The 21,820-nt window shown below is 53.8% G+C and carries 23 protein-coding genes; 19 read left to right on the top strand and 4 right to left on the bottom strand.

The genetic code is table 11. From position 1 onward, the window contains the following. Nucleotides 1-290: 290 nt before the first annotated feature. From PGRAT_RS17195 to PGRAT_RS17190, 3 genes are read left to right on the top strand one after another with little or no spacing between them, the layout of a single operon-like run. Nucleotides 291-557: a hypothetical protein gene (locus tag PGRAT_RS17195; RefSeq protein ID WP_025704723.1), complete on the top strand. Its 267-nt coding sequence runs from the start codon at nt 291-293 to the stop codon at nt 555-557. Next, entirely contained in the window at nt 487-714 is a 228-nt protein-coding gene (locus tag PGRAT_RS34920; RefSeq protein WP_162165063.1) for a hypothetical protein, read from the top strand. The genes PGRAT_RS17195 and PGRAT_RS34920 overlap by 71 nt, the downstream gene beginning before the upstream one ends. Next, entirely contained in the window at nt 614-868 is a 255-nt protein-coding gene (locus PGRAT_RS17190; protein WP_155990347.1) for a hypothetical protein, read from the top strand. The genes PGRAT_RS34920 and PGRAT_RS17190 overlap by 101 nt, the downstream gene beginning before the upstream one ends. Before the next feature lies 1 nt (nt 869). Here PGRAT_RS17190 and PGRAT_RS17185 read toward each other — a convergent pair whose 3' ends face one another. Further along, entirely contained in the window at nt 870-1,787 is a 918-nt protein-coding gene (locus PGRAT_RS17185) for a helix-turn-helix domain-containing protein (RefSeq protein ID WP_025704725.1), read from the bottom strand. A gap of 175 nt (nt 1,788-1,962) precedes the next feature. On the opposite strand from PGRAT_RS17185, the gene PGRAT_RS17180 reads away from it, so the two are divergent. Then, nucleotides 1,963-4,077: a glycoside hydrolase family 52 protein gene (locus PGRAT_RS17180; RefSeq protein ID WP_025704726.1), complete on the top strand. Its 2,115-nt coding sequence runs from the start codon at nt 1,963-1,965 to the stop codon at nt 4,075-4,077. Nucleotides 4,078-4,339: 262 nt separating this feature from the next. Here PGRAT_RS17180 and PGRAT_RS33305 read toward each other — a convergent pair whose 3' ends face one another. Continuing rightward, entirely contained in the window at nt 4,340-4,690 is a 351-nt protein-coding gene (locus PGRAT_RS33305) for a hypothetical protein (protein ID WP_156124071.1), read from the bottom strand. A gap of 679 nt (nt 4,691-5,369) precedes the next feature. Between PGRAT_RS33305 and PGRAT_RS34380 the strand changes: the two genes are divergently transcribed. Next, nucleotides 5,370-5,909 (top strand): PadR family transcriptional regulator, encoded by a 540-nt coding sequence (locus PGRAT_RS34380; protein WP_238326874.1) that lies wholly within the window; start codon nt 5,370-5,372, stop codon nt 5,907-5,909. 16 nt (nt 5,910-5,925) lie between these two features. After that, nucleotides 5,926-6,285 (top strand): DUF4180 domain-containing protein, encoded by a 360-nt coding sequence (locus PGRAT_RS34375; protein WP_025707566.1) that lies wholly within the window; start codon nt 5,926-5,928, stop codon nt 6,283-6,285. A 368-nt stretch (nt 6,286-6,653) separates the two neighbouring features. Here PGRAT_RS34375 and PGRAT_RS17160 read toward each other — a convergent pair whose 3' ends face one another. Continuing rightward, the gene (locus tag PGRAT_RS17160; protein ID WP_025707567.1) at nt 6,654-7,760 is read right to left on the bottom strand and encodes a glycoside hydrolase family 88 protein; all 1,107 of its coding nucleotides are present in this window, start codon (nt 7,758-7,760) and stop codon (nt 6,654-6,656) included. 249 nt (nt 7,761-8,009) lie between these two features. Here PGRAT_RS17160 and PGRAT_RS17155 point away from each other — a divergent pair, with 249 nt between their 5' ends. Beyond that, nucleotides 8,010-8,477 (top strand): hypothetical protein, encoded by a 468-nt coding sequence (locus tag PGRAT_RS17155; protein ID WP_025707568.1) that lies wholly within the window; start codon nt 8,010-8,012, stop codon nt 8,475-8,477. Then, complete coding sequence (locus tag PGRAT_RS17150) at nt 8,474-8,716, top strand: hypothetical protein (RefSeq protein ID WP_156124070.1); 243 nt, start codon at nt 8,474-8,476, stop codon at nt 8,714-8,716. The genes PGRAT_RS17155 and PGRAT_RS17150 overlap by 4 nt, the downstream gene beginning before the upstream one ends. 5 nt (nt 8,717-8,721) lie before the next feature. On the opposite strand, the gene PGRAT_RS34370 is transcribed toward PGRAT_RS17150, so the two are convergent. Further along, nucleotides 8,722-9,579 (bottom strand): AraC family transcriptional regulator, encoded by an 858-nt coding sequence (locus PGRAT_RS34370; RefSeq protein ID WP_025707570.1) that lies wholly within the window; start codon nt 9,577-9,579, stop codon nt 8,722-8,724. A 119-nt stretch (nt 9,580-9,698) separates the two neighbouring features. Between PGRAT_RS34370 and PGRAT_RS17140 the strand changes: the two genes are divergently transcribed. From PGRAT_RS17140 to hydF, 11 genes are all read left to right on the top strand, one after another. Beyond that, nucleotides 9,699-10,364 carry a discoidin domain-containing protein gene (locus PGRAT_RS17140; protein ID WP_238326875.1) on the top strand — a complete coding sequence of 222 codons (666 nt, stop codon included), beginning with the start codon at nt 9,699-9,701 and terminating at the stop codon, nt 10,362-10,364. 9 nt (nt 10,365-10,373) lie between these two features. After that, nucleotides 10,374-11,117, top strand: a complete 744-nt coding sequence (locus PGRAT_RS17135) for a glucose-6-phosphate dehydrogenase (RefSeq protein ID WP_337588175.1) — start codon at nt 10,374-10,376, stop codon at nt 11,115-11,117. Nucleotides 11,118-11,157: 40 nt separating this feature from the next. Beyond that, nucleotides 11,158-12,054 carry a phosphogluconate dehydrogenase (NAD(+)-dependent, decarboxylating) gene (gene gnd, locus PGRAT_RS17130; RefSeq protein ID WP_025707573.1) on the top strand — a complete coding sequence of 299 codons (897 nt, stop codon included), beginning with the start codon at nt 11,158-11,160 and terminating at the stop codon, nt 12,052-12,054. Nucleotides 12,055-12,518: 464 nt separating this feature from the next. Next, the gene (locus tag PGRAT_RS17125) at nt 12,519-12,869 is read left to right on the top strand and encodes a Na-translocating system protein MpsC family protein (RefSeq protein ID WP_025707574.1); all 351 of its coding nucleotides are present in this window, start codon (nt 12,519-12,521) and stop codon (nt 12,867-12,869) included. Nucleotides 12,870-13,002: 133 nt separating this feature from the next. Further along, on the top strand, nt 13,003-15,147 hold the full coding sequence (gene fdhF / locus PGRAT_RS17120; RefSeq protein WP_025707575.1) for a formate dehydrogenase subunit alpha: 2,145 nt from the start codon (nt 13,003-13,005) through the stop codon (nt 15,145-15,147). After that, nucleotides 15,144-15,788 (top strand): 4Fe-4S dicluster domain-containing protein, encoded by a 645-nt coding sequence (locus tag PGRAT_RS17115; RefSeq protein WP_042266930.1) that lies wholly within the window; start codon nt 15,144-15,146, stop codon nt 15,786-15,788. Before fdhF ends, PGRAT_RS17115 begins: the two co-directional genes overlap by 4 nt. Continuing rightward, nucleotides 15,788-17,212: a [FeFe] hydrogenase, group A gene (locus PGRAT_RS17110; protein ID WP_042266927.1), complete on the top strand. Its 1,425-nt coding sequence runs from the start codon at nt 15,788-15,790 to the stop codon at nt 17,210-17,212. The genes PGRAT_RS17115 and PGRAT_RS17110 overlap by 1 nt, the downstream gene beginning before the upstream one ends. Further along, complete coding sequence (locus tag PGRAT_RS17105; RefSeq protein ID WP_025709091.1) at nt 17,209-17,793, top strand: 4Fe-4S dicluster domain-containing protein; 585 nt, start codon at nt 17,209-17,211, stop codon at nt 17,791-17,793. Before PGRAT_RS17110 ends, PGRAT_RS17105 begins: the two co-directional genes overlap by 4 nt. 48 nt (nt 17,794-17,841) lie before the next feature. Beyond that, nucleotides 17,842-18,906, top strand: a complete 1,065-nt coding sequence (moaA, locus tag PGRAT_RS17100; protein WP_025709092.1) for a GTP 3',8-cyclase MoaA — start codon at nt 17,842-17,844, stop codon at nt 18,904-18,906. 7 nt (nt 18,907-18,913) lie between these two features. Next, nucleotides 18,914-20,368 carry an aspartate ammonia-lyase gene (locus PGRAT_RS17095; RefSeq protein ID WP_025709093.1) on the top strand — a complete coding sequence of 485 codons (1,455 nt, stop codon included), beginning with the start codon at nt 18,914-18,916 and terminating at the stop codon, nt 20,366-20,368. Beyond that, a complete protein-coding gene (gene hydF, locus PGRAT_RS17090) occupies nt 20,365-21,678 on the top strand; it encodes a [FeFe] hydrogenase H-cluster maturation GTPase HydF (protein ID WP_025709094.1) in 1,314 nt (437 codons plus the stop codon). The genes PGRAT_RS17095 and hydF overlap by 4 nt, the downstream gene beginning before the upstream one ends. Nucleotides 21,679-21,820: the final 142 nt, after the last annotated feature.

Genomic DNA, 21,820 nt, shown 5'->3' with positions numbered 1-21,820 from the left:
AGAGGATTGTCCCCAAATAAGACGGCTTCAATTCATTAGTTGAATTGGAGCCGTCTTTTCTATTTTGCCGGGGAGTACAGAATTCTATAAAAACTGCTATTCCACCTTAAAAAGCTTCATCCCTGCACCGGGACTGGCATGTTACAGTAAAGTAGGAATCCTTCAGCGGCATTGATATTATCCGGGATATCCATGAGTCGGGACGTCCGGTCAAGGTTGTTTTTATAAGCGCTTACCAGGAGTTTTCATATGCCCGGCAGGCGGGGGCACTGGACTACATTGTCAAACCTGTGAACACTGGCCAGCTGGAGCAGGTGGTGGGACGGGCCGTGGCGGTCATCCGCCAGGAATCCGAAGAAGAGCGCAACAAGGAAATGCTCCAATCCTATGAACGCAAAAATCATTCCATAACGGTAGAGGAGCAGCTTGAGCTCTTGACCGACGGCAACAAAGGAGCGGCGTCCACGCTGGGATCTCCATCACAAAATCAACAGTTACCTGAAGCTCCAGGTCTCGATTGGCATCGGGCGGCCGGTAAACGGAATGGAGGAAGCTGACGAATCCTACCGCAGTGCATTGAAAGCGCTCAACACCCGGTTACGGACTCAACCGGGTGTTGACAGATCAACCGGGTATTCAGGAGATGACTGTAACGGTATCCGAATGGACGGCGGCTCAAGCATCACTTACAGAAGCGCTCAAATCACTGGATAAGGAGCAGGTGCCTATCCTGGCTGCCGGCCTGCTGGCAACGGTTCGGCTTCTGTCGGGAGACAGCTGCGGCGTAGTTTTGTACTCATATCATATAGGCAGGCTAAGCTCTCCGCTTTTTAGTGACAACCGCTGTGAGCCCGTCTCGCTCCTGTGAACTATATGGACTCTGCTGTCAACTGGCGGTAAGACATGGGCGGCAGGCCGGTCCAGCGTTTGAACTGCTTGCTGAAATGGGAGACATCGCGATAGCCGAGCCGGTGGGCGATGGCCTCGACGGACAGGCTGTTATCCAGCAGCATCAGCTTCGCGTGGCGGATAATCAGACCGGACAGGTATTGTCTGGGCGACATTCCGTAGATGTGCCGGAATGCCCGGTTGCAGTGGTTGGGGCTGTAGCCCAGCCGCGCGGCAATATCCTCAATGCCGCCGCCTCTGCTGCCGGTTGCTGCAGCTGTAAAGACCGATTCCTGCAGTAATCCTTCGACTGCATTCGCTAGAGCGACGGTATTCTCCGTAATCCCGGGTTGCGCGCTGCGCGTGGCCGCAGGGGTCTCGGACAGCACCCATGCGCTAAGTGCAGCGAATAGCTGCAGGGAGGCATTCAGCCTCACCAGCCGGTTCCGCTGGGCAACTTCTGCTTCCGTGAGAAGCGCCGTGCGGATCATCAGATCCAGCGCTGAGCGGATCGCCAGCAGCACGGACGATTCGCCGCTGAGACTGACGGCATCCATCGTCAGGAGTGCGCGCCGCAGCGACAGATCATCGATATCAAAATGCAGGCAATAATAGGCCATTTCTTCGGCAGAGTCAGCTCCTAGACTGGCATGTCTGACTCCGGGGCGGATGAACAGGATGTCCCCGCATTCCTGCAAATAGGATTGCCCGCCGACAGTCATGTGCTGCCTTCCCTGCAACACAAGGTTGATTTCGAACATCGGGTGAGTATGCTCGGGGTACTGCCACTGCGCGTTGACTTTGCGCCAATGGGCGGCGTAGATGTGAAAAGCCGCTTGCAGATCCGGGGACATGCGGCCGTCCAAAGAATGTTCAATGCCGGGAAAGTTCACGTTCATGGATATCCTCTTTTTCACTGGAATATATGGATTTATTATAGCATAGCCGGATTCATTCGTTTGATTTGCCCAAATAATAGGCGGCTTTGAACCTGTTAGAGGAGCGGGGGGATAGCTAACATAGAGATAGAGTCCGGCAGCGCCGGCAAATAGCTGGAGGGAGTGCTTTGACGTTATGCCAAAGAATCAATTTTACAATGCCCATCATTCACCCATTGGAGCTTTTGCGAGCTTTACCCTGGGGTTCAAAGGAGCCGCAGGCGGCTTCGATCTGGAAGCCGGCAAGCCGCCCAGACAAAATATATTTATCGGCCTTGCCCGAGAAGACGGCAATGGTTATGATACAATGCCTTTTCATGAACAGGGCGGGGATGATGAGAGCAAACGCTACGATATTGAAAACCCAGATCCCAATCCGGACAAGCCAAGAATTCTCCATCCGTTCGCGGATGAAGAGATTACCCGTAATTTCAGCCTCAGCACAGACAGCTGGTCGGCAGGGGATCTTGCCTTCCGCATTTACTCACCGGTAAGGGCGGTCCCCGATCCGGAAACGGCCTCTGAGGAGGAGCTGAAGCAGATTCTGCTTCCGGCACTTCTGGTGGAGCTGGAAGTGGATAATACCGCAAGTCCATCGGCTAGACGCGCCTTTTTCGGCTACCAGGGCAATGATCCCTACAGCGCGATGAGACGGCTGGATGATATGCAGTCCGGGCTAACCGGAGTAGGCCAGGGCAGATTTGTGGCTATCGCCGCAGAGCAGGGGACCGGCGTGAAATCGGCACTGCATTTCACAATGGAAGACATCCTGCTGGCTGAGCTGGAGGAGAACTGGACCTTTGGTCTGGGCCAGGTAGGCGCGCAAGTGATGGAGGTTCCGCCGGGTGTGAAGCAATGCTACCGTTTCGCTGTCTGCTTCCACCGCTCCGGCTTCGTGACTACAGGGATGGACGCATCCTACTACTATAACCGTTATTTCAGTAATGTGGAGTCTGTTGCAGAGTATGCTCTGGGACACTTTGAGGAGATTAAGCGGCAGGCCGTACAAGCCAATGCCATGCTGGAGGAATCAGGGCTCAGCGAAGACCAGACCTTCATGCTTGCCCATGCCATCCGCAGCTATTACGGTTCTACCCAATTGCTCGATTACAATCATAAACCGTTCTGGATCGTGAACGAAGGCGAATACCGCATGATGAATACCTTCGACCTTACGGTCGACCAGCTGTTCTATGAGCTGCGGATGAATCCGTGGACCGTGCGCAATGAACTGGATATGTTCGTGGAGCGGTACAGCTATACAGATACTGTCCGCTTCCCTGGCAGCAAGACGGAATATCCCGGAGGCATCAGCTTTACTCATGATATGGGAGTGGCCAACGCGGTGTCGCGTACCGGATATTCGGCTTATGAGATGTATGGCATTAACGGGTGCTTTTCACATATGACCCATGAACAGCTTGTCAATTGGGTACTGAGTGCGGCGGTATACCTGGAGCATACGGGGGACCATTCCTGGATGGAACGGAATCTGGGCGTGCTGGAAGACTGCCTCACCAGCATGGTCAACCGCGACCATCCCGATCCCGGCCAGCGCAACGGCGTCATGGGTCTGGACAGCTCGCGCACGATGGGCGGGGCAGAAATCACGACCTATGACAGCCTGGATGTATCGCTGGGGCAGGCCCGGAACAACATTTACCTCGCCGGCAAATGCTGGGCGGCTTATCTTGCGATGGAAAAGATCTTCCGCGAGTCAGGAAAGCCGGAGCTGTCAAGTACCGCTGGCGATCAGGCTGAACGCTGCGCCGCAACGATTGTGGCAAGTGTTACAGAGGATGGCTACATTCCGGCAGTGATCGGCGAAGGCAACGACTCCAAGATCATCCCGGCCATCGAAGGCCTTATATTCCCGTATTATACCGGCTGCAGAGAAGCGCTTGAGCGTGAAGGGCGGTTTGCCGGATATATTGCCGCATTGGAGCGGCACCTGCAGGCGGTGCTCGTCAAGGGAGTCTGCCTGTTCGAAGACGGCGGCTGGAAAATCTCTTCCACCAGCAACAACAGCTGGCTTAGCAAAATCTATCTGAGCCAGTTCATCGCACGCCAGATTCTGGGCCTGGAGTGGACAGAGAGCGGCAGTGAAGCGGACCGGGCACATGTGGAGTGGCTTACGCATCCGGAACTTTCAGTCTGGAGCTGGAGCGACCAGATCATCTCCGGTGAGATCACGGGGAGCAAATATTATCCGCGCGGGGTCACAGCTATTTTGTGGCTGGATGAGCAATAATTATAATTGAAGTTGAAAAGGCATTAGTTTCATTAAATGACACTAAAGTCTACCTGAAGAGGGTGTAGCGGAAAAAGAGGGGTAAATTAAGTTTCACGATGTACACTTAGGCTTTCTTCCGAGTTCAAGCAGGCAAACTAACTAAAAAATCAAGCGGCTGCTCTGTCATGGGAAGGATGGGGCAGCCGTTTTGTTTTTGTTTAGGAAATTAATGTTTTTTATGTTGTGGACAAGGTGTGTAAGGAGATAAGGGGCTTTTAGTTTAGTTCGTCTGAAGGACGAATGTGGACCGAAACGCCGGCATGCCCGGAAACAACGGCAGAAATGCCGTTGTTGAAGCAGCAGCGGCCGGTATGCCCGGAAACAACGGCAGAAATGCCGTTGTTGAAGCAGCAGCGGCTGGTATGCCCGGAAACAACGGCAGAAATGCCGTTGTTGAAGCAGCAGCGGCCGGTATGCCCGTAAACAACGGCAGAAATGCCGTTGTTGAAGCTTCAGTGGCCGGTATGCCCGGAAACAACGGCAGAAATGCCGTTGTTGAAGCAGCAGCGGCTGGTATGCCCTTTTCTTTGAAGCTATAAAGTTGAGGGGGCAGCCGGTCTAGCTCCCTCATTCCAATCAGCGCATTGCTCACCAGCTTCTTCGCAAGCGTTAGTTGGAAAACGGAAACTAATTTTATCTGAAATTAAAAATAATGTAGTTTAAATGGAAAAAGCAACCTTCGTAAGGTCGTATTCCTTGCCTAATGGCGAAATGAGTGGAGTTGGAGCACCGTGGTGGCAAGCGAAGTGGAAAAAGTAAACTTAAATTCCTCAGAAATCAACAATCGTGAAGTTTGAGTGGAAAAAGTAAACCTAATACTATGATATTCCCTTATCTAGAGTTAATTGGGTAAAATTAGTGTACCTTTTTCCACTTAGCCTGCCGGGTTACTCGATGCTCAAGCAAATTAGTGATACTTTTTCCACTTCATCTGCGGTGAACAGTGTATTCAAGCAAATGAGTTACCCTGTTCCACTTGGAGTTGCCGAAGGAGTCATGGGGTTTCGTTCTCCAGGTAACGCTAGACTGAAATCCAAGACGCTGCGCAGTCCCAGAGGAACGGCGCAGCTGTTCAGTACCTTGTTGGTTGTTGCTCTGCTGATTTTACATTCATTAATCTGAACTCAAAACTCAAAACTCAAAACTCAAAACTCAAAACTCAAAACTCAACTCTGAAGTCTAAAGTCATTATCGACTTATAGAATTATGTATGTTACAGTTAACATATGTTACTGATGTAGAGAGTGGAGGTGGAACTTATCTCAATCAATCACGCTATTCTAGGACTGCTGAGCCATAAGCCGATGACCGGGTATGATCTCAAAAAGCTCATACAGGAATCCTCATTCCTGTATTGGTCCGGCAATAACAATCAAATCTACAAAGCCTTGGTGGAGCTGCTGAACGCGGGGTTTGTAACTAATGAGGTCCGGCACCAGGACAGCTCGCCCTCCAAAAAAATCTATACTGTCACATCGGCCGGCCTCGCCGAGCTGCGGAAGTGGGTGGCTGCTCCACCGGAGCCGCCGGAGTTCAAGAAGACCTTTCTTATCCAGCTTGCTTGGGCGGATCTGCTGAACCCGGATGAATTGAACGCGCTGCTGGCGGGATATGAGCAGGAAGTGCGCACACAGTTATTGCTTCTGAAAGGCCAGGCTGGCAGCGATCATGATGTGAACGAAGGGAAAGGGATCACGCTATGGAAGCTGATTCACAGCAATCTGATTTCAACCTACAACAATGAATTGACCTGGCTTGCGGAATTGCGCCATGAGCTGGGGCTAACTTGATCAGGAGGTAGTGTATATGAAAATCGAATCCATTCAAAAAGAACAACAGGGCTATATCCTCTGCCGCCCTGATGATCATCCGCTGCGCACAGAGCAGGATGTGCTCGATCTTATCTCGGTGTGCTTTGAGCATAACAGCTATAAACTGCTGCTTCACGAAGGAACGCTCTCTGACGAATTTTATAATCTCAGAACAGGGCTTGCAGGAACAGCCCTGCAGAAATTGATCAACTATCACATCAAGGCTGCAGCCGTAATCCGCACTGAGGAGACCACTCAAGGCAGATTCAAAGAACTGCTGACCGAATTGAACAAAGGCGAGGACTTCCGGGTGTTTGTCAGTGAGACAGAGGCATTGGCTTGGCTGTTGGGCTAGAGATGACAGGGGAGGGATCTACTTCCCTATATAATTTGGATTTAAAATAGCATGGAGGGCAAGGCACGCCAATCCCGATACTGATGCGGATTCAGATGACGATGCAGTTGCAGTTCCAGTTGCTGATGGAATCCCGATACCGAGGATGATGCTCATGCCGATGCCGCTACTAATACGGATACCGCTACCAATGTAAAGGCAACAGTTTTTGGGGGATTTATCGGGAATTTTACATAGTGAACTGCCTCCCCACTTAATATTAAGACCAATCGCCTTGCCCTCTATTTCGGGGACAAGGCGATTGGTGTGTCTACAGCTGCAAGCTTCCAGATGAATGCTGCTCGCTCAGGAGCAAACCTGAACCTGAACTAAAATATCCGGTGCTTCCATCCGTTTAGCTTCGCTACAGCTTCAATATAGTAGTAGTCTGCATAGATCAGGGAGACTTCAATGAAGGAATCTCCGCTGCCTGTTCCTTTGGTGAGGACCGCTTCATGCTCCGGCTGATCCCAAGTGGCATAATTCTCTGTCAGTGAGCGGAGAATTCGTTCCGCCGCATTGGCGTACAGGCTCTTTTCCCCCGGCGGGGCAATATCGGCAAGCTCCAGCAGGCCGGAAGCGGCAATAGCTGCAGCGGAACTGTCCTTGTACTTGCGCCCGTCATCTCCGGTACGGAAATCCCAGTAGGGAACCTGATCGTCAGGGAGCGCAGCGATGAAGTAATGGGCGATCCGTTTGGCGGTATTCAAGAAGCGTTCATCCCCGGTATGGCGGTACGTATTGACGAATCCGTACAGTCCCCAAGCGGCCCCGCGGCTCCAGCAGGATTCCGGCGAATACCCCTGTCCGCCGAAGTTCTCTATATAAGCGCCGGTCTCCGCGTCGAAGGAAAGGATATGCTTCGTAGAGCCATCCTCGCGGACACCGTACTGCATGGCAGTTTCCGCATGGCTGACTGCAATATGCTTGTATCGCGGATCGCCGGTAACCTTGCTGGCCCAGAAGAGCAGCGAGATGTTCAGCATACAGTCGATGATAACCCAGCCATATTTGTCTTCATTCCAGGCGCGGATGAACTTGCCTACGGGATTATAGCGCGCAGCCAGGAAATTTGCGGCCTCAATTCCTCTGCGCAGACCATCCTCGTCACCGGTCAGCTTATGTTTGATGACGGCTGTAGGCAGAAACTGAAAACCCACATCATGATGCAGTTCCACCGTCGGTTTAACGAACCATTCCTCCAGAGTCGCGTCCCAATGCCAGGCGGCTTCTTTATATAATTCTTTTCCGGTCATATCATGCATGATCCAGAGGAGGCCGGGCCAGAAGCCGGTGGTCCACCAGTCGGAAGCCATATCATCGTATTTGCCGTCTTCACCGGCATAATGCGGACATTTGCCGCCGATTTGTCGGGCCATGCGTGTTACCTTCGTATCCAGTTTGTCCATAATTTCCTGCCAATAGGCTGTGCTCATTGCGGATGCCTCCAATATTTAAGATTGTGTCCTGAGTATATCGTGAAGCCATTGAAGAAAGTTGCAATTTGATATCCCAAAATATCGAAATCTTGTCATCCTGCCTGAAGGAGTATAGAAATCCTGCTGAACAATGACAGCGCTGTTACCACGACAAAATATCAACATTTCTGTATAACCCAGCCAAACTACGGAGTGGGAGAGGGCGGTATACTCTTAACAGGGCATATCCAGGGAGGTTCATTGAGAATGAGTCAGCTGAAGGTATATGAGACCCCGGAACATATTCCGGGGCGGGAGGATTACCGGGTTAAGGTGAGAACAGCGGGAGGCGGATGGCAGCCGATTTTTGTGTATGAGGTTAAAGTGGACATGCATGAGGTGCGTCCGGAATCGATGGCTTTTTTTGATGTGGAGGGGGAAGCAGAGGTAGAAATCGTCTGCCTCTATACTGAGATTGAACATGTGAATATTTCCCCCGCCTCACGTTCAGTAGACTGCAGCCACGACGGGCGCACAATCAGCTTCAAGCTGAACGGGCCGCAAAAGCTCTCGGTGGAGATTAACGGCGGCCGGTTCCGGAATCTGCCCCTTTTTGCCAATCCCTTGGAGGCTGTGGAACCGCAGCCGGATGGGCGGGGGTCCATCTGGTTCAGCCGGGCAACATCCGGGTTGAACGGATCGAGCATGGACAGCTGTTTGATCTGCGGGTGGTGAAAAACAAGGATTACAACCCTGAACCGGGTGCGGGGATCGAAAAAGTGTCCTTTCGCAAAGTCAGCTTCAACGGGGGAGGGGGCCAGCCTTCGCGGATTTACGGGTACGATGAAGACCGGGGCGTGAACGGGGTGGAATTCATTAACCTGCAGCTGGGCGGGGAACAGATAGAAGATGCACGCACAGATCTTATCCTGTTGAATGCCTATGCGCACAATGTGGTGTTCAAACATGAATAAACGTCTTAATTATTTTTTCTGTACTTCAGGGGTGTGGTTCCGAGGACTCTTTTGAAGAGCTGGTTGAAGTAGGAAGCGTTCGGAAAACCGACTGCGATGCCAATTTGTTCCACCGGCAAATCGGTTGTACTAAGCAAACGGCAAGCCTGTTTGATCCGCCGGGCCGTTAGGTAGTCCACCAGGCGTCCGCCCGTTTCCTGATGAAAGACTCTGGAGACATAGGACTTGGACAAATGTGTCTCGGCGGCAAGCTGCTCCAGGTTGACTTCTTCCTGGTAGTGCTCCTCGATCCAGTCCATAATCTGCTCGGAATAGCGGAGGTTCCGCCGCTCCTCCGGTTGAATGAGGGAGTTCTCCCCGGTTCCGAGACAGCTCAGCAGCTGAAGGAGCATCATCGTAATATCCTCGGTGTCTTCCTCCACGGCGCTGTTGCGGCACTGGTTGTAATTCTTGTAGATCCAATCAACCGCTTCGGCGCTGCCGCTCAGATCAAAACCGCAAGAGGTATTCTCGCCCTGCCAAAGAGCGGAGAAGACCGCCTTGCGTTTGGCAAAGCCCAACAGCAGATTCTCGGCGGTGTGCGGATCGATATAAAAAATTGTACGCACAAAAGGACACTCGCGGGAAACCTCGGAATAAATCCGGTGCAGCTGGTAGGGCTGAAAAAAGAACAGCATCCCGGAGCGGATCTCGTACATCTGCTGGTTCACGACAACATTGCCCTGGCCGCCGTGAACGTACATGACCTCGCAGCACTGGTGCCAATGGTAGTACCCTTTGTAATGATCGTCAGTATATATCTGATAGTCCCAAATCAGCGACTTGCGGTCCGTAAAAATGACTGGTTCGAACAGCTGTTTCATAAAGCCTCCATCATGACAAAATATAAACATTTCCGTATAACCCAGTATAACTTTTTACAGCTGTAACCGCTAATAAAGTAGAGGACATCAATGGCAAAAATGATGACAACAGTGCCTGGATGACCCTCTTCACAGTGAACAGCAGCGGCAATGGGGCCGGACCCGTGACCGGTGTAACCGTCAAAAACATCACGGTGCGTGATATTGGCGAGAGTTACGCCAAGATCGAGGGCCAGGAAGGTGCCCTGATTACAAACCTTACCTTTGAGAACGTGTACATGCCAGGGTCAACCACTCCGGCAACCACGCTGCAGGAGATGAACTTCACCGACCGGGCTTATTATGGCGGGGTTACTATTCTGCCTGTGCAAAATCCGGAGCCGGCGCCGGCGCCAAGAACTAATCTGGCGCGGCTGCACCCGGCGGTCATCTCCTCGAACGACAATGCGGTGGATTCGGCGCCGCTGGCCTTCGACGGGAATCTGTCGACGCGGGCAGGCACCAAACGTGCTGTTGATCCGGGTTGGCTGCAGGTAGATCTTGGCAGCATGAAGACCATTAATGAAGTGCATTTGTATTGGGACACGGCGTACGGAAAAAGTTATCAGATCCAGATATCGGGCAATGGAACAGACTGGACACTTGTATACACCACTGACGGTAAAGGCGGACTGGAGAAAATCACCTTCAATCCAGTCCAGACCCGCTATGTAAGAATGTACGGGACCGAAAGGGCGACACAATATGGCTACTCCCTCCGGGAGTTCGAGGTGTACGGACCGTAAGGCTGATCCTTGGGGACTCCGTCCGGCAGCACTGCACGGAACAATGGATGTCGGGAACAACGAATGTCATGCCAAGCAGCAGGTCTCCAATATGCAGCAGGAGAGATCAACGGCCGTCCTGTGGACGCCTATACCTCCGAGCCGGGAATCGATTCGTCTTCCAGCAATGAGACTTATATCGCAGCCCGCCTGTATATTGATGACCCGCTCTGGGATGAAGTGCCTTTCTACATCCGTACCGGCAAACGTATGAAAGAGAAGTCGACACGGATCGTTATAGAGTTCAAAGAACCGTTTAATGACTTGCATAACCTGAACAGGCTGAATCTGGATCCGAATCTGCTGATTATCGACATCGGCCCCGGCGAAGGGATACCGCTGCAGCTCAATACCAAAAATCCGCGCCAGCACGGGCAGCTTGAACCCGTAAGCATCAAGCATGAATCGGCTAATCCGGATCTGCCGGAAGCCTATGAGAACCTTATTTATGATGCGCTGCTGGGCGATGCCACTTTTTTTGCCCACTGGGATGAAGTGGAATTATCCTGGCAGTGGGTTCAACCGATTATAGAAGCAACGGCTGACGGCACGCTTCCGCTGCACTTGTATCCTGCAGGCTCCAACGGACCCGCGGCTGCGGATGAATTGCTGGGCGGCGCCCACTGGTGGCTGGATGAACCAACGTCTGATGCACACAATAGTATTACTGCCGTTCATGCTGCGGATTCGGAAGCTGTACGTCCGGGAGCATGAGGAATTCCAGGTTAACTAACACAAACGGAGGGGGATATTCATGAAAGTCGGATTGATAGGATTAGGAAAAATGGGCGCCAATCTGGGACAGAATCTGCTGGACCATGGACACGGGGTTGTTGCGTTTGATGTAAACCGGGAGGCGGTTGCGGAGCTTGAGTCCAAAGGTGCGGCTGCAGCAGGCAGTCTGGCCGAGCTGATCTCCAAGCTGGAGCCGCCGCGGATCGCCTGGATTATGGTGCCGCATGCGTTTGTCGACTCTGTAATTGAAGAACTGGCGCCATTGTTATCCAAGGGAGACATTATTATTGAGGCCGGGAATTCTCACTTTAATGAATCTATCCGCCGCCACGGGGAGCTTGCGCAGCAGGGAATCTACTTCCTGGATGCAGGAACTTCCGGCGGAATGGAAGGCGCGCGTAATGGAGCATGTTACATGGTCGGAGGCGATGAGGAAGCCTGGGCAGTTACAGAGCCGGTTTTCAGGGACACTGCTGTCCCGAACGGATATTTGTTTGCCGGCAAGCCGGGCAGCGGACATTTTCTGAAAATGGTCCATAACGGGATTGAATACGGGATGATGGCTGCCATTGGTGAGGGCTTCGAGGTGCTGGATAAAAGCGGGTTCGATTATAATTTTGAACAAGTGGCGCGGGTGTGGAACAATGGTTCCGTGATCCGCTCATGGCTGATGGAACTGGTGGAACGCGCTTTTTCCAAGGATGCCAGGCTGGATGAGATTAAAGGGGTTATGCACTCGTCCGGGGAAGGCCGATGGACGCTGGAAACTGCATTCGATCTGCAGGCTGCAACACCTGTCATCGCTATGGCGCTCCTGATGCGGTACCGGTCGCTGGAGACGGACACCTTCACCGGCAAAGTCGTTGCAGCCCTGCGCAATGAGTTCGGCGGCCATGCTGTGGAAACGAAGGAATAAGTTATCTGAACAGGAGATTTATGCTTTTTTTACTGGGCATTCTATCGATCCTGAAGACCTGCAGATTTCCGGTGCTGCAGGTTTTTTTGCTTTTCCGGCGGACATCTCCTCTGCAACATGTGAGTAATGTTGTTAATGCTCAGCACTCAATCAACAAAAACGCAGTCAAACGCCATTTCTAACTGTATACCTTTAGCGCTGAAAAAAGGCGGATCCATCCTCTTTTAATTGCACGAAATGCAATTAGCGCTCCAACGGGCACCAGCCCAACTTGGGGAGTGCAGATCCACAGCAGTGAGAACTCCAATTTTCTGCACTAGCAGAACCGTAACCAGTGGTCGGTAAACAGCGGACTTCATTTTACGGAGCGATTTTATCAATTGACAACATTTATGGATGGGTTTAACATATGAATTGCTTATAAGAAATCCCATATAAAGGAATGCTCAGGTGAGGGTGTTTGGATGTCTGAGGCTGATTTTGAATACCAGGAGAAGATTAGAAGACTTGCCGTGAAGATTGTGAAGCATTACCGGGGGAAAGGGCCGGAGAATGTGAAGGTGAAGCTGGATAATGAGTCGCAGATCACTATTGAGATCAAGGGGATACTCTCCAGTCTGTCGGAGATTCTGCTTAAGGAGGGCGCGGCTGATCTTGTTACGGAGTACTGGAAGGTGCTGAAGCCTTATTTGGAGCGCGGTTTTATGGAGGAAATGATAGAGACAGTAGGCTGCAGGTTTTCATATTCTTGGAGACTTTGCGATCTGAATCATGAAGGCCGGAGCGTCATCATACAACTTAATAAATCGGTTTGATTAGAGAGAAAGGACCTGGGGTCACTTCGCTTTTTAATAAGCCATTACACGGTGTATGGAACAGTATGCTTTGTATTGGCTTATTTTTTGTTGTAAATATTGTGCAAAAATTCACAAGGAGAGGTGACAAGAGTTGGAAAATAAAATATTAACTGTATGCCCTTATTGCGGCAGCGGCTGCCAGCTGTATTTACTAGTCGAGAATGGACAGGTCGTGGGCGCAGAGCCTGCAGATGGCCGGACGAACGAGGGAAATCTTTGTCTGAAAGGCCATTACGGCTGGGATTTCCTGAATGATCCGCAGCTGCTGACCTCCCGCCTCCGCAAGCCTATGATCCGCAAGGAAGGCGTGCTTCAAGAGGTGTCGTGGGAAGAGGCGATAGGATTTACTGCCGAGAAGCTTACCGCGATCAAGGAAAAATACGGACCGGATGCGATTATGGGCACAGGATCGGCCAGAGGACCGGGCAATGAGGCCAATTATGTCATGCAAAAGTTCATGCGGGCGGCCATCGGAACGAATAATATCGACCATTGTGCGAGGGTCTGCCATGGTCCTTCTGTTGCGGGACTGACGTATTCGCTGGGAGACGGGGCGATGTCCAATTCGATTCCGGAAATTGAAGACACCGATCTGCTGCTGATTTTTGGCTATAATGCAGCCGTTACCCACCCGATTGTGGCCAGAAGAATTGTAAAAGCGAAACAGAAGGGGGCCACGCTGATTGTTGCCGACCCCCGGAAGACCGAATCGGCACGGATTGCCGACACCTGGCTGCCCCTGAAGGGCGGGACGAACATGGCCCTGGTGAACGCTTTTGGCCATGTGCTTGTTACAGAGGAGCTGTATGACAAGGATTATGTCTCCAATTTTGTTCAGGGCTTCGATGAATACAAGGCGAATGTGGAGAAGTATACACCTGAATATGCAGAGAGTATAACCGGTGTGCGGGCGGCAGATATCCGTAAGGTGATGCGCCAATATGCCAAATCCGACAAAGCGATGATTCTCTACGGTATGGGAGTATGCCAGTTTGCCCAGGCCGTGGATGTGGTCAAGGGATTGGCTTCGCTTGCGCTTCTGACCGGACATTTCGGCAGAGAAAGTGTCGGGATTGGTCCGGTACGCGGTCAAAATAATGTGCAGGGCTCCTGCGACATGGGCGCGCTGCCTAATGTCTTTCCTGGCTACCAGTCTGTGGAGGATGCCAAAATCCGCAAGAAATTCGAGAAGGCCTGGGGCACAACCCTTCCGGATAAGACAGGTTACCGGCTGACAGAGGTGCCGCATCTCATCCTGAAGGAGAACAAAATCAAGGCTTACTATATCTTCGGTGAAGATCCGGTGCAGAGCGACCCGAATGCCGCCGAGCTGCGGGAGGCGCTGGATCAGCTGGAGCTGGTGATTGTCCAGGATATCTTCATGAACAAAACAGCGCTGCACGCCGATGTGATTCTGCCTGCAACCTCCTGGGGCGAGCATGACGGCGTCTATTCTTCGGCCGACCGGGGATTCCAGCGCATCCGTAAAGCGATCGACCCTCCCGGCAAGGTGAAGCCGGACTGGCAGATCATCAGTGAAGTGTCTACGGCCATGGGTTACCCGATGGCTTATAAGAATTCCGAGGAAATCTGGGATGAGATGCGGAAGCTGTGTCCAAGCTTCGCCGGAGCCAGCTACAGCAAGATGGAAGCACTTGGAGGAGTTCAGTGGCCGTGTCCTTCCGAGGATCATCCGGGGACCCCTTACCTGTACGAAGGGAACCGATTTACCACGCCAAGCGGCAAAGGACAGCTGTTCGCCTGTGAATGGAGAGCCCCGCTGGAGCAGCCGGATGCCGATTATCCTTTGACCCTCTCCACAGTCCGGGAGGTTGGGCATTATTCCGTGCGCACGATGACCGGCAATTGCCGGGCGCTCAGCCAGCTGTCCGATGAGCCGGGGAACATCCAGATCAGTCTGGAGGATGCGGCGGAGCATGGCATAGCGGACGGCCAATTGGTGCAGGTCTATTCCCGGCGGGGCCAAATCATGGCCAGGGCGCAGGTCAGCGGCCGGATCAAAAAAGGTGCAACCTACATGACCTATCATTTCTGGATCGGGGCCTGCAATGAGCTGACGGTTGATTATCTGGACCCTGTCTCCAAGACACCGGAATTTAAATACTGCGCGATACGGCTTGAAGCAATATCTGACCAGGCACAGGCCGAAGCTTCGATCCGCAAACAGTACGCGGAGCTGAGAAAGCAGATGCTGGTGGGGGCGGTACCGGAATGAACCATGCCTCTTCCAATTCGCTGGTTATTGCTGAAGCCGCCAAATGCATCGGCTGCAAGGCCTGTGAGCTGGCCTGCTTCGCGGTGCATAACCGTGATAACGGTGTGGGCACTGCAGTCGGCACTGTCACGATGCCGGTACTTCCCCGGTTGTATGTTATCCGCACCGACAGCTTCACGATGCCGGTTCAATGCCGGCAATGCGAGAACGCCCCTTGTGCGGGAGCCTGTCCGGTTCAGGCGATCCGTCAGCAGGACGGGGTCATTGCCATTGACGCGGAAGCCTGCATCGGCTGCAAGGCTTGTGCACTGGCCTGCCCGTTCGGGGCGATCAGCCTGTACAAAGCGTACAGCGGCGGAGCGGAGCTGCCGCAGCCGCTGCTGCAGGAACGCCGGGACAGCAAGCTGCAGCGCAAAACCCGGATCACGGCCTACAAATGTGATCTGTGCAGGAATACGGAAATCCCCGGAGGCTCTGCTGCCGGGGGGGATGCCGGCGGCAGGGGGGCTTCAGCCGCTGCGGCTCAAGACCGTAATCCCTACCCCGCTTGTGTTGCCGTCTGCCCGGAAAAGGCGCTGCAGCTGGTTGAGGTGGGGACGGGCAGCTCCCGCAGCTTGAACAGAGAAGGGGTGATATTCTAATGCGTTCTAGCGAGCCTATCATTCATATTGATCCGGAGCTGTGCACCGGCTGCCGCCGCTGCGCAGCGGTCTGTCCGGTGGATGCCATCATCGGCGAACCGGGCCGGCCCCAGGAAGTGGATGCGCACCGCTGCGTAATCTGCGGACAGTGCGTGCAGATATGCACCGCTTATGCCCCGGACCATCTGGAGCCTGCGGATGGCCTGAAGGCCAAGCGGCTGCAGAGGGGACAGCTGCCAAGTGTGCGGGAGCCGTTGTTCGCGGCCTATTCCACCGGCCAAGCGCTTGGAGTCAAACGTGCGCTGGCAGATTCGGCGCTTTATAAGGTGGTGCAATGCGCACCGGCCATCAGAGTCTCGCTGGCCGAGGAATTCGGCCTGCCTCTGGGCACATTGACCCCGGGCAAGATGGCTGCCGCCCTGCGGCGGCTGAAGTTTGACCGGATCTATGATACCAACTTCGGTGCGGATGTTACGATTATGGAGGAAGGGACGGAGCTGATCGGAAGGGTGATGTCGGGTGAGCGCCTGCCCATGTTCACCTCCTGCTGCCCGGCCTGGGTCAAGCATGCAGAGACAGCTGCGCCGGAGCTGCTTGACCATCTGTCCAGCTGCAAGTCGCCGATGCAAATGGTTGGTGCGCTCGTCAAAACCTATGGCGCCAAGCAGGACGGGGTGGACCCGGCGAAGATTTACAGTGTGGCGGTCATGCCCTGCACCTGCAAGGAGTTTGAGTGCAGCCGTGAAGAGATGGAGGTTGACGGTCTCCGGGAAGTCGATGTAGTCATCACCACCCGGGAGCTGGCCCACCTGATTAAAGATGCAGGCATAGACTTTATGAACCTGCCGGATGAGTCGTTTGATTCACCGCTGGGCTTATATTCCGGGGCGGGATCGATCTTCGGGGTTACGGGCGGGGTGATGGAAGCGGCCATCCGCACCGGGTATGAACTGGTGACGCATGAGACGATCCCGAACCTCCAGCTGGATTTTGTCCGAGGCGAAGAAGGGCTCCGCACGGCAACGGTGCAGCTGGGCGAGCTGGAACTGAAGGTAGCTGTCGTCGCCGGGCTTAAATATGTGTCTGCGATTCTGAATCAGGTGAAGGCAGGCCAGTGTCCTTATCATTTTATTGAAGTTATGGGCTGTCCTGAAGGCTGTGTCAGCGGAGGCGGACAACCCAAGCTGCTGCTGGAGACCATGCGCAAGAGTGCCTATCAGGCCAGAAAAAGCTCAGTCTACCGCCATGATTCCCATCAGCAGGTACGAAAATCACATGAGAATCCGGCCATTATCAAGCTATATAAAGATTTCCTGGGGGAGCCGCTGGGCCATGTACCCCATCATCTGCTCCATACGACGTATCAATCCAGGGAGAAAGCCGTCTCCCCAATAAGCGCTGGACGTGAAGGAGGAAGAATATGAACAGTTTTGTCATCGCCGATCCGGGTCTGTGCATTGGCTGCCATACCTGTGAGGTGGCTTGCGTGTCCGCTCATTCCGCGGATAATATGTTCCTGCAGCAGGAAGAGAATCCGGACTTTTATCCCCGGCTGAGGGTCATGGAGACCGAACAGGTGACTGCCCCTGTGCAGTGCCGCCAGTGCGAGGATGCTCCTTGCGCCAATGTATGTCCCAATGGCTCGATAACCAATCTAGGCAGCAGTATCTCGATTAACCAGGATACCTGTATCGGCTGCAAGACCTGTATGCTGGTTTGCCCATTTGGAGCGATTGCTATGGTTCCCGAGTTCCGGGGCGGGCAGAAGCAATTACAGCCAGGACTGCGTTCGAACGCAACCGGTGTATTGGCGCGTAAAGAGCGGCTGGTTGCCAGCAAATGCGATTTGTGTGAAGAAAGCGGGAGCGGTCCGGCATGCGTACAGATTTGTCCCACGCATGCGCTTCAGCTTGTGGTTCCCGATGATGTATCAATGGACACCGCCGCCAAAAGGGCGGCCAGTGCACAGACACTTCAGCAGTTCGGCGGACTTATCCGGTTCTGAATTGATCCGCACCGAAATTGAACCACATTAGAAAGCAAGGTGAATGTTTTGTCTGATGCCCATGCTTTGGCTGATTCCTTTGGCCGTATACACAATTATGTACGCATCTCCGTAACCGAACGCTGCAATCTGTCCTGTGAGTATTGCAGACCGGACCAAGCGGGCGCAGCTTCTTCACCCGAGCCGTTGTCCTTTGATGAAATTGCCTCGGTGGTGGCCGTGCTTGCAGATATGGGTGTAACCAAGGTGCGGCTTACCGGCGGTGAACCGCTGGTGCGACCGCGGTTAGAGGAGCTGGTAGCCCGTCTGCATGCGGTAAGCGGGATTGAACGCATAGGTCTTACAACGAATGGAATGCTGCTGGCTGCCAAAGCCAGGGTGCTGCGTGAAGCCGGACTGACCGATGTCAATATCAGTCTGGACTCCCTCCAGCCGGAACGCTTCGCCAGGATTACCGGAGGAGGAGATGTCGGGAAGGTGCTTCACGCCATTGGCAGCAGCTTGGATGCAGGTTTCCAGCGGGTGAAGGTGAATATGGTTGTCATGCAAGGGGTGAACGACGATGAAATTGAATCCTTTCTGCAGTTGACCCTGAAATATCCCCTGGATATCCGGTTCATTGAATATATGCCGATCGGCCGGGGAACGAAGGGCTGGCAAACAGGATATATGCCGCTTGGCGGAATACTGGAGCGCTGCACCAAGGCGGGCTGGGCTTTTGAGCCGGTCAGCTCTGCTGATCCTGGTCATGGGGCGGCGCTCGGTCACGGCTTAACTATGGACACATCAGATTCGGGGCCGGCCCGGTATTACCGCATTGAGGGAGCAGCGGGACAATTCGGGCTGATCGACCCGGTCAGCAAGCATTTCTGCATGACCTGCAACCGGCTGCGCATCACGGCCAGCGGACATATCAAGCCCTGCCTGTACTGGAATGACGAATGGAATGTAAGGCCGTTTATCGGGAAGTCTGAACAGCTGAAGCAATTGTTCCTGCGGTCGCTGGAGCACAAGCCCGGGCGGCATGAAATGCCGGACGGGCTTACGGAGAGTGGTTCCCCCCGTCCGCTGCAGGAGAATACCGTCCGCCAGATGTCACAGATTGGCGGGTGAGTCAGGGATGACGGATTCCTCAGCGTACCGGATGGAGTGCGATGCACTGGGCAGCCTGCCTGTGCCGCAGGATGCCTATTACGGCATTCATACCGCGCGGGCAAAGGAGAACTTCGCAGCCGGAGCACGGCCGGCGAACCCGAAGCTGATGCATGCGATCGCCAGGGTCAAACAGGCAGCGGCCAAGGTGAACGGGCGAAACCTTGCCTTGCCGCAGAAGAAGGTTCAGGCCATTCTTGCGGCATGTGAAGAGATTCTGGACGGCGGTCTGGACGCGCATTTGATCGTCGATGCCTATCAAGGGGGAGCGGGGACCAGCAGCAATATGAATGTGAACGAGGTTATTGCCAACCGTGCCATTGAGCTGCTGGGCGGATCAAAGGGGGATTACAGCATCATCCATCCCATTGATGATGTGAACCTGCATCAGTCGACGAATGATGTCTATCCCACTGCGCTGCGCATTGCTGTCATCCCGCTCCTGCGGCAACTGGCCGAAGAGCTGGCTTCTCTTCAGGAAGCGTTCCAGGTGAAGGAACATGAGTATGCGGACCTGCTGAGACTTGGAAGGACCCAGTTGATGGATGCACTGCCGATTCTGGCGGGGCAATCCTTCGGCGCCTATGCCAAGGCGGCTGCACGGGACCGCTGGCGGCTGTACAAGGCCGAGGAACGGCTGCGGGAAATCAATATCGGAGGAACGGCTGTAGGGACGGGACTGAACGCGCCGCTAACGTATATTTATACCATAGCTGATGAACTGCGCGAGTTAACGGGGCTGGGCCTTTGCCGCAGCGATTTTCCGATGGACGGGACACAGAATATGGATGTATTCGTAGAAGTATCCGGTCTGCTTAAGGCTGCAGCGGTCAATCTGCTGAAAATTTCAAACGACTTCCGGCTGCTGTCTTCCGGTCCGGCCGGAGGGATCGGTGAATATATTCTCCCTGCCATGCAGGCAGGTTCCTCGATCATGCCGGGCAAGGTAAATCCGGTCATGGCCGAGATGCTGGGCTCGGTGGCGATGCGGGTGATCGCGAATGATACGGCTGTAACCTTGGCCGCGGCAAGCGGTCAATTGGAGTTGAACGCATTCACACCCGTACTTGCCGAGGCCTTGTTGGAATCCCTGGAGCTGCTGCTCCACGGCATTGCACTGTTCCGGGAACGCTGCTTGACCGGCCTCAAGCTGGATGAATCCCGGTGCCTGGAGCATGTGGAGCGTTCCGGGGTGCTGGCTGCCGCTACGATCACCTATCTTGGTTATGACAATGCTGCAGCACTTGCCAAGGCGGCGGCCGCTTCCGGCCGTCCCCTGGAGCAGCTTCTGCTGGAAGGCGGATGGATGACCGGGAAACAGATACAAGAGGTGCTGCATCCGCTGGAGGTGACCAAGCCGGGGATTCCCGGCCGCAGTGGACAGTCCGGTGTTGAACATGGAAGGAGGCTCATCCCAGAATGAGCGTAAATGATACTCCGCGTGGAGAAAGAGCGCATATTGCCGTTTTTGGCCGCCGTAATGCCGGCAAATCAAGTCTGATTAATGCGTTCTGCGGACAGGAAGTGTCCATCGTCTCCCCGGTAAGCGGGACGACAACGGATCCCGTGTACCGGCCTATGGAGCTGCTACCGGCAGGTCCGGTTGTACTGATCGACACTGCGGGGCTGGATGACACGGGGGAGCTTGGTGAGCAACGTATCCGCCAAACACTGCATGTTCTGAAAAAAACAGATTTGGCGATCCTCGTGGTAGATGCAGAGGCAGGAGCGGGGGATTTCGAAAGGGAACTGCTGCAGAGCCTGGCTGCAGCTGGAACAAATGTTATGATTGTACTAAATAAAATCGATCGGATCACTTCTGACCCGCCGTCGCTCGAAGAACGCTGCAACTGGATAGCCTCGCTGCTGGAAGCCGGCTCTTCCATCCGGCTGTTCCCGGTGAGTACACTGAGCGGAAGCGGAATCGGGGCGCTGAAGAGGGCGGCAGCAGAAAGTCTCGCCCAGGAGGAGCAGCGTTTCCGGCTGGTTGGGGATCTGCTGAGCCCCGGCGAAGTGGCCGTGCTGGTGGTGCCGATTGACAAGGCTGCCCCGAAGGGAAGGCTGATTCTCCCTCAGCAGCAGACCATCCGCGATATTATGGAATGTGATGCATTGGTAGTGGTCACTAAGGAGCAGGAACTGAGCCACACCCTGTCCCAATTGACCGGCAAGCCGCGTATTATCATCACGGATTCACAGGTATTTCTGAAGGTTCAGGCGGATACACCTCCGGATGTGCCGCTTACTTCGTTCTCCATTCTGTTTGCCCGGTACAAAGGGGATCTTCCCCGGCTGGTCAGCGGAGCACGCTCCATCACCAGACTGAAAGACGGGGACCGGGTCCTGATTGCCGAAGCCTGCACGCACCATCGTCAGTCCGATGACATCGGCTCTGTCAAGATTCCCCGTTGGCTGCGGGAGATCACGGGCAGACAACTGATTATCGACCATGCGGCAGGGAGTGAATTCCCTGCGGATCTGGAGCAGTATTCGCTGATCATCCACTGCGGTGCCTGCATGCTGAACCGCAGGGCGATGCTGCGGAGATTGGATGAAGCGGAAGCAGCCGGTGTGCCGATTGTCAATTACGGTGTGTTTATCGCCTATGTACAGGGTGTTTTTCCCCGGGCCATTGAGATGTTCCCGTCGGCTATGCTGGCTTGGGAGGATGGTGATTCCGGCAATGCCCGCCAAAGCCGGAGGCCGGATACCATGTCCCTGCCCATAGCCTGAAGTAGGCGGCGACTGTTTGGAATTCAAGAGTAATGAGACTCTGATTAAGTGGATCTCATTACTTTTTTATTGTATCCAATGGTGTTATTTCTTCGTTGGGGTTAATGCAGGTGTACGGTTTGAGATGATAAATTGAAATTCG

The sequence above is a fragment of the Paenibacillus graminis genome (genome assembly GCF_000758705.1).
In the GTDB taxonomy this organism is placed as follows: Bacteria; Bacillota; Bacilli; order Paenibacillales; family Paenibacillaceae; genus Paenibacillus_AQ; species Paenibacillus_AQ graminis.
Note: the sequence above shows the minus strand (reverse complement) of the source record. Positions and strands in the feature narration are given on the sequence as shown.

Bases quoted from the DNA above. Each gene is read 5' to 3' on its own strand.
- PGRAT_RS17185 (WP_025704725.1), bottom strand. From the start codon at position 1,787: ATGAACGTGAACTTTCCCGGCATTGAACATTCTTTGGACGGCCGCATG.
- PGRAT_RS17180 (WP_025704726.1), top strand. From the start codon at position 1,963: ATGCCAAAGAATCAATTTTACAATGCCCATCATTCACCCATTGGAGCT.
- PGRAT_RS33305 (WP_156124071.1), bottom strand. From the start codon at position 4,690: ATGAGGGAGCTAGACCGGCTGCCCCCTCAACTTTATAGCTTCAAAGAA.
- PGRAT_RS34375 (WP_025707566.1), top strand. From the start codon at position 5,926: ATGAAAATCGAATCCATTCAAAAAGAACAACAGGGCTATATCCTCTGC.
- PGRAT_RS17160 (WP_025707567.1), bottom strand. From the start codon at position 7,760: ATGAGCACAGCCTATTGGCAGGAAATTATGGACAAACTGGATACGAAG.
- PGRAT_RS17155 (WP_025707568.1), top strand. From the start codon at position 8,010: ATGAGTCAGCTGAAGGTATATGAGACCCCGGAACATATTCCGGGGCGG.
- PGRAT_RS34370 (WP_025707570.1), bottom strand. From the start codon at position 9,579: ATGAAACAGCTGTTCGAACCAGTCATTTTTACGGACCGCAAGTCGCTG.
- PGRAT_RS17140 (WP_238326875.1), top strand. From the start codon at position 9,699: ATGACCCTCTTCACAGTGAACAGCAGCGGCAATGGGGCCGGACCCGTG.
- gnd (WP_025707573.1), top strand. From the start codon at position 11,158: ATGAAAGTCGGATTGATAGGATTAGGAAAAATGGGCGCCAATCTGGGA.
- PGRAT_RS17125 (WP_025707574.1), top strand. From the start codon at position 12,519: ATGTCTGAGGCTGATTTTGAATACCAGGAGAAGATTAGAAGACTTGCC.
- PGRAT_RS17115 (WP_042266930.1), top strand. From the start codon at position 15,144: ATGAACCATGCCTCTTCCAATTCGCTGGTTATTGCTGAAGCCGCCAAA.
- PGRAT_RS17110 (WP_042266927.1), top strand. From the start codon at position 15,788: ATGCGTTCTAGCGAGCCTATCATTCATATTGATCCGGAGCTGTGCACC.
- PGRAT_RS17105 (WP_025709091.1), top strand. From the start codon at position 17,209: ATGAACAGTTTTGTCATCGCCGATCCGGGTCTGTGCATTGGCTGCCAT.
- PGRAT_RS17095 (WP_025709093.1), top strand. From the start codon at position 18,914: ATGACGGATTCCTCAGCGTACCGGATGGAGTGCGATGCACTGGGCAGC.
- hydF (WP_025709094.1), top strand. From the start codon at position 20,365: ATGAGCGTAAATGATACTCCGCGTGGAGAAAGAGCGCATATTGCCGTT.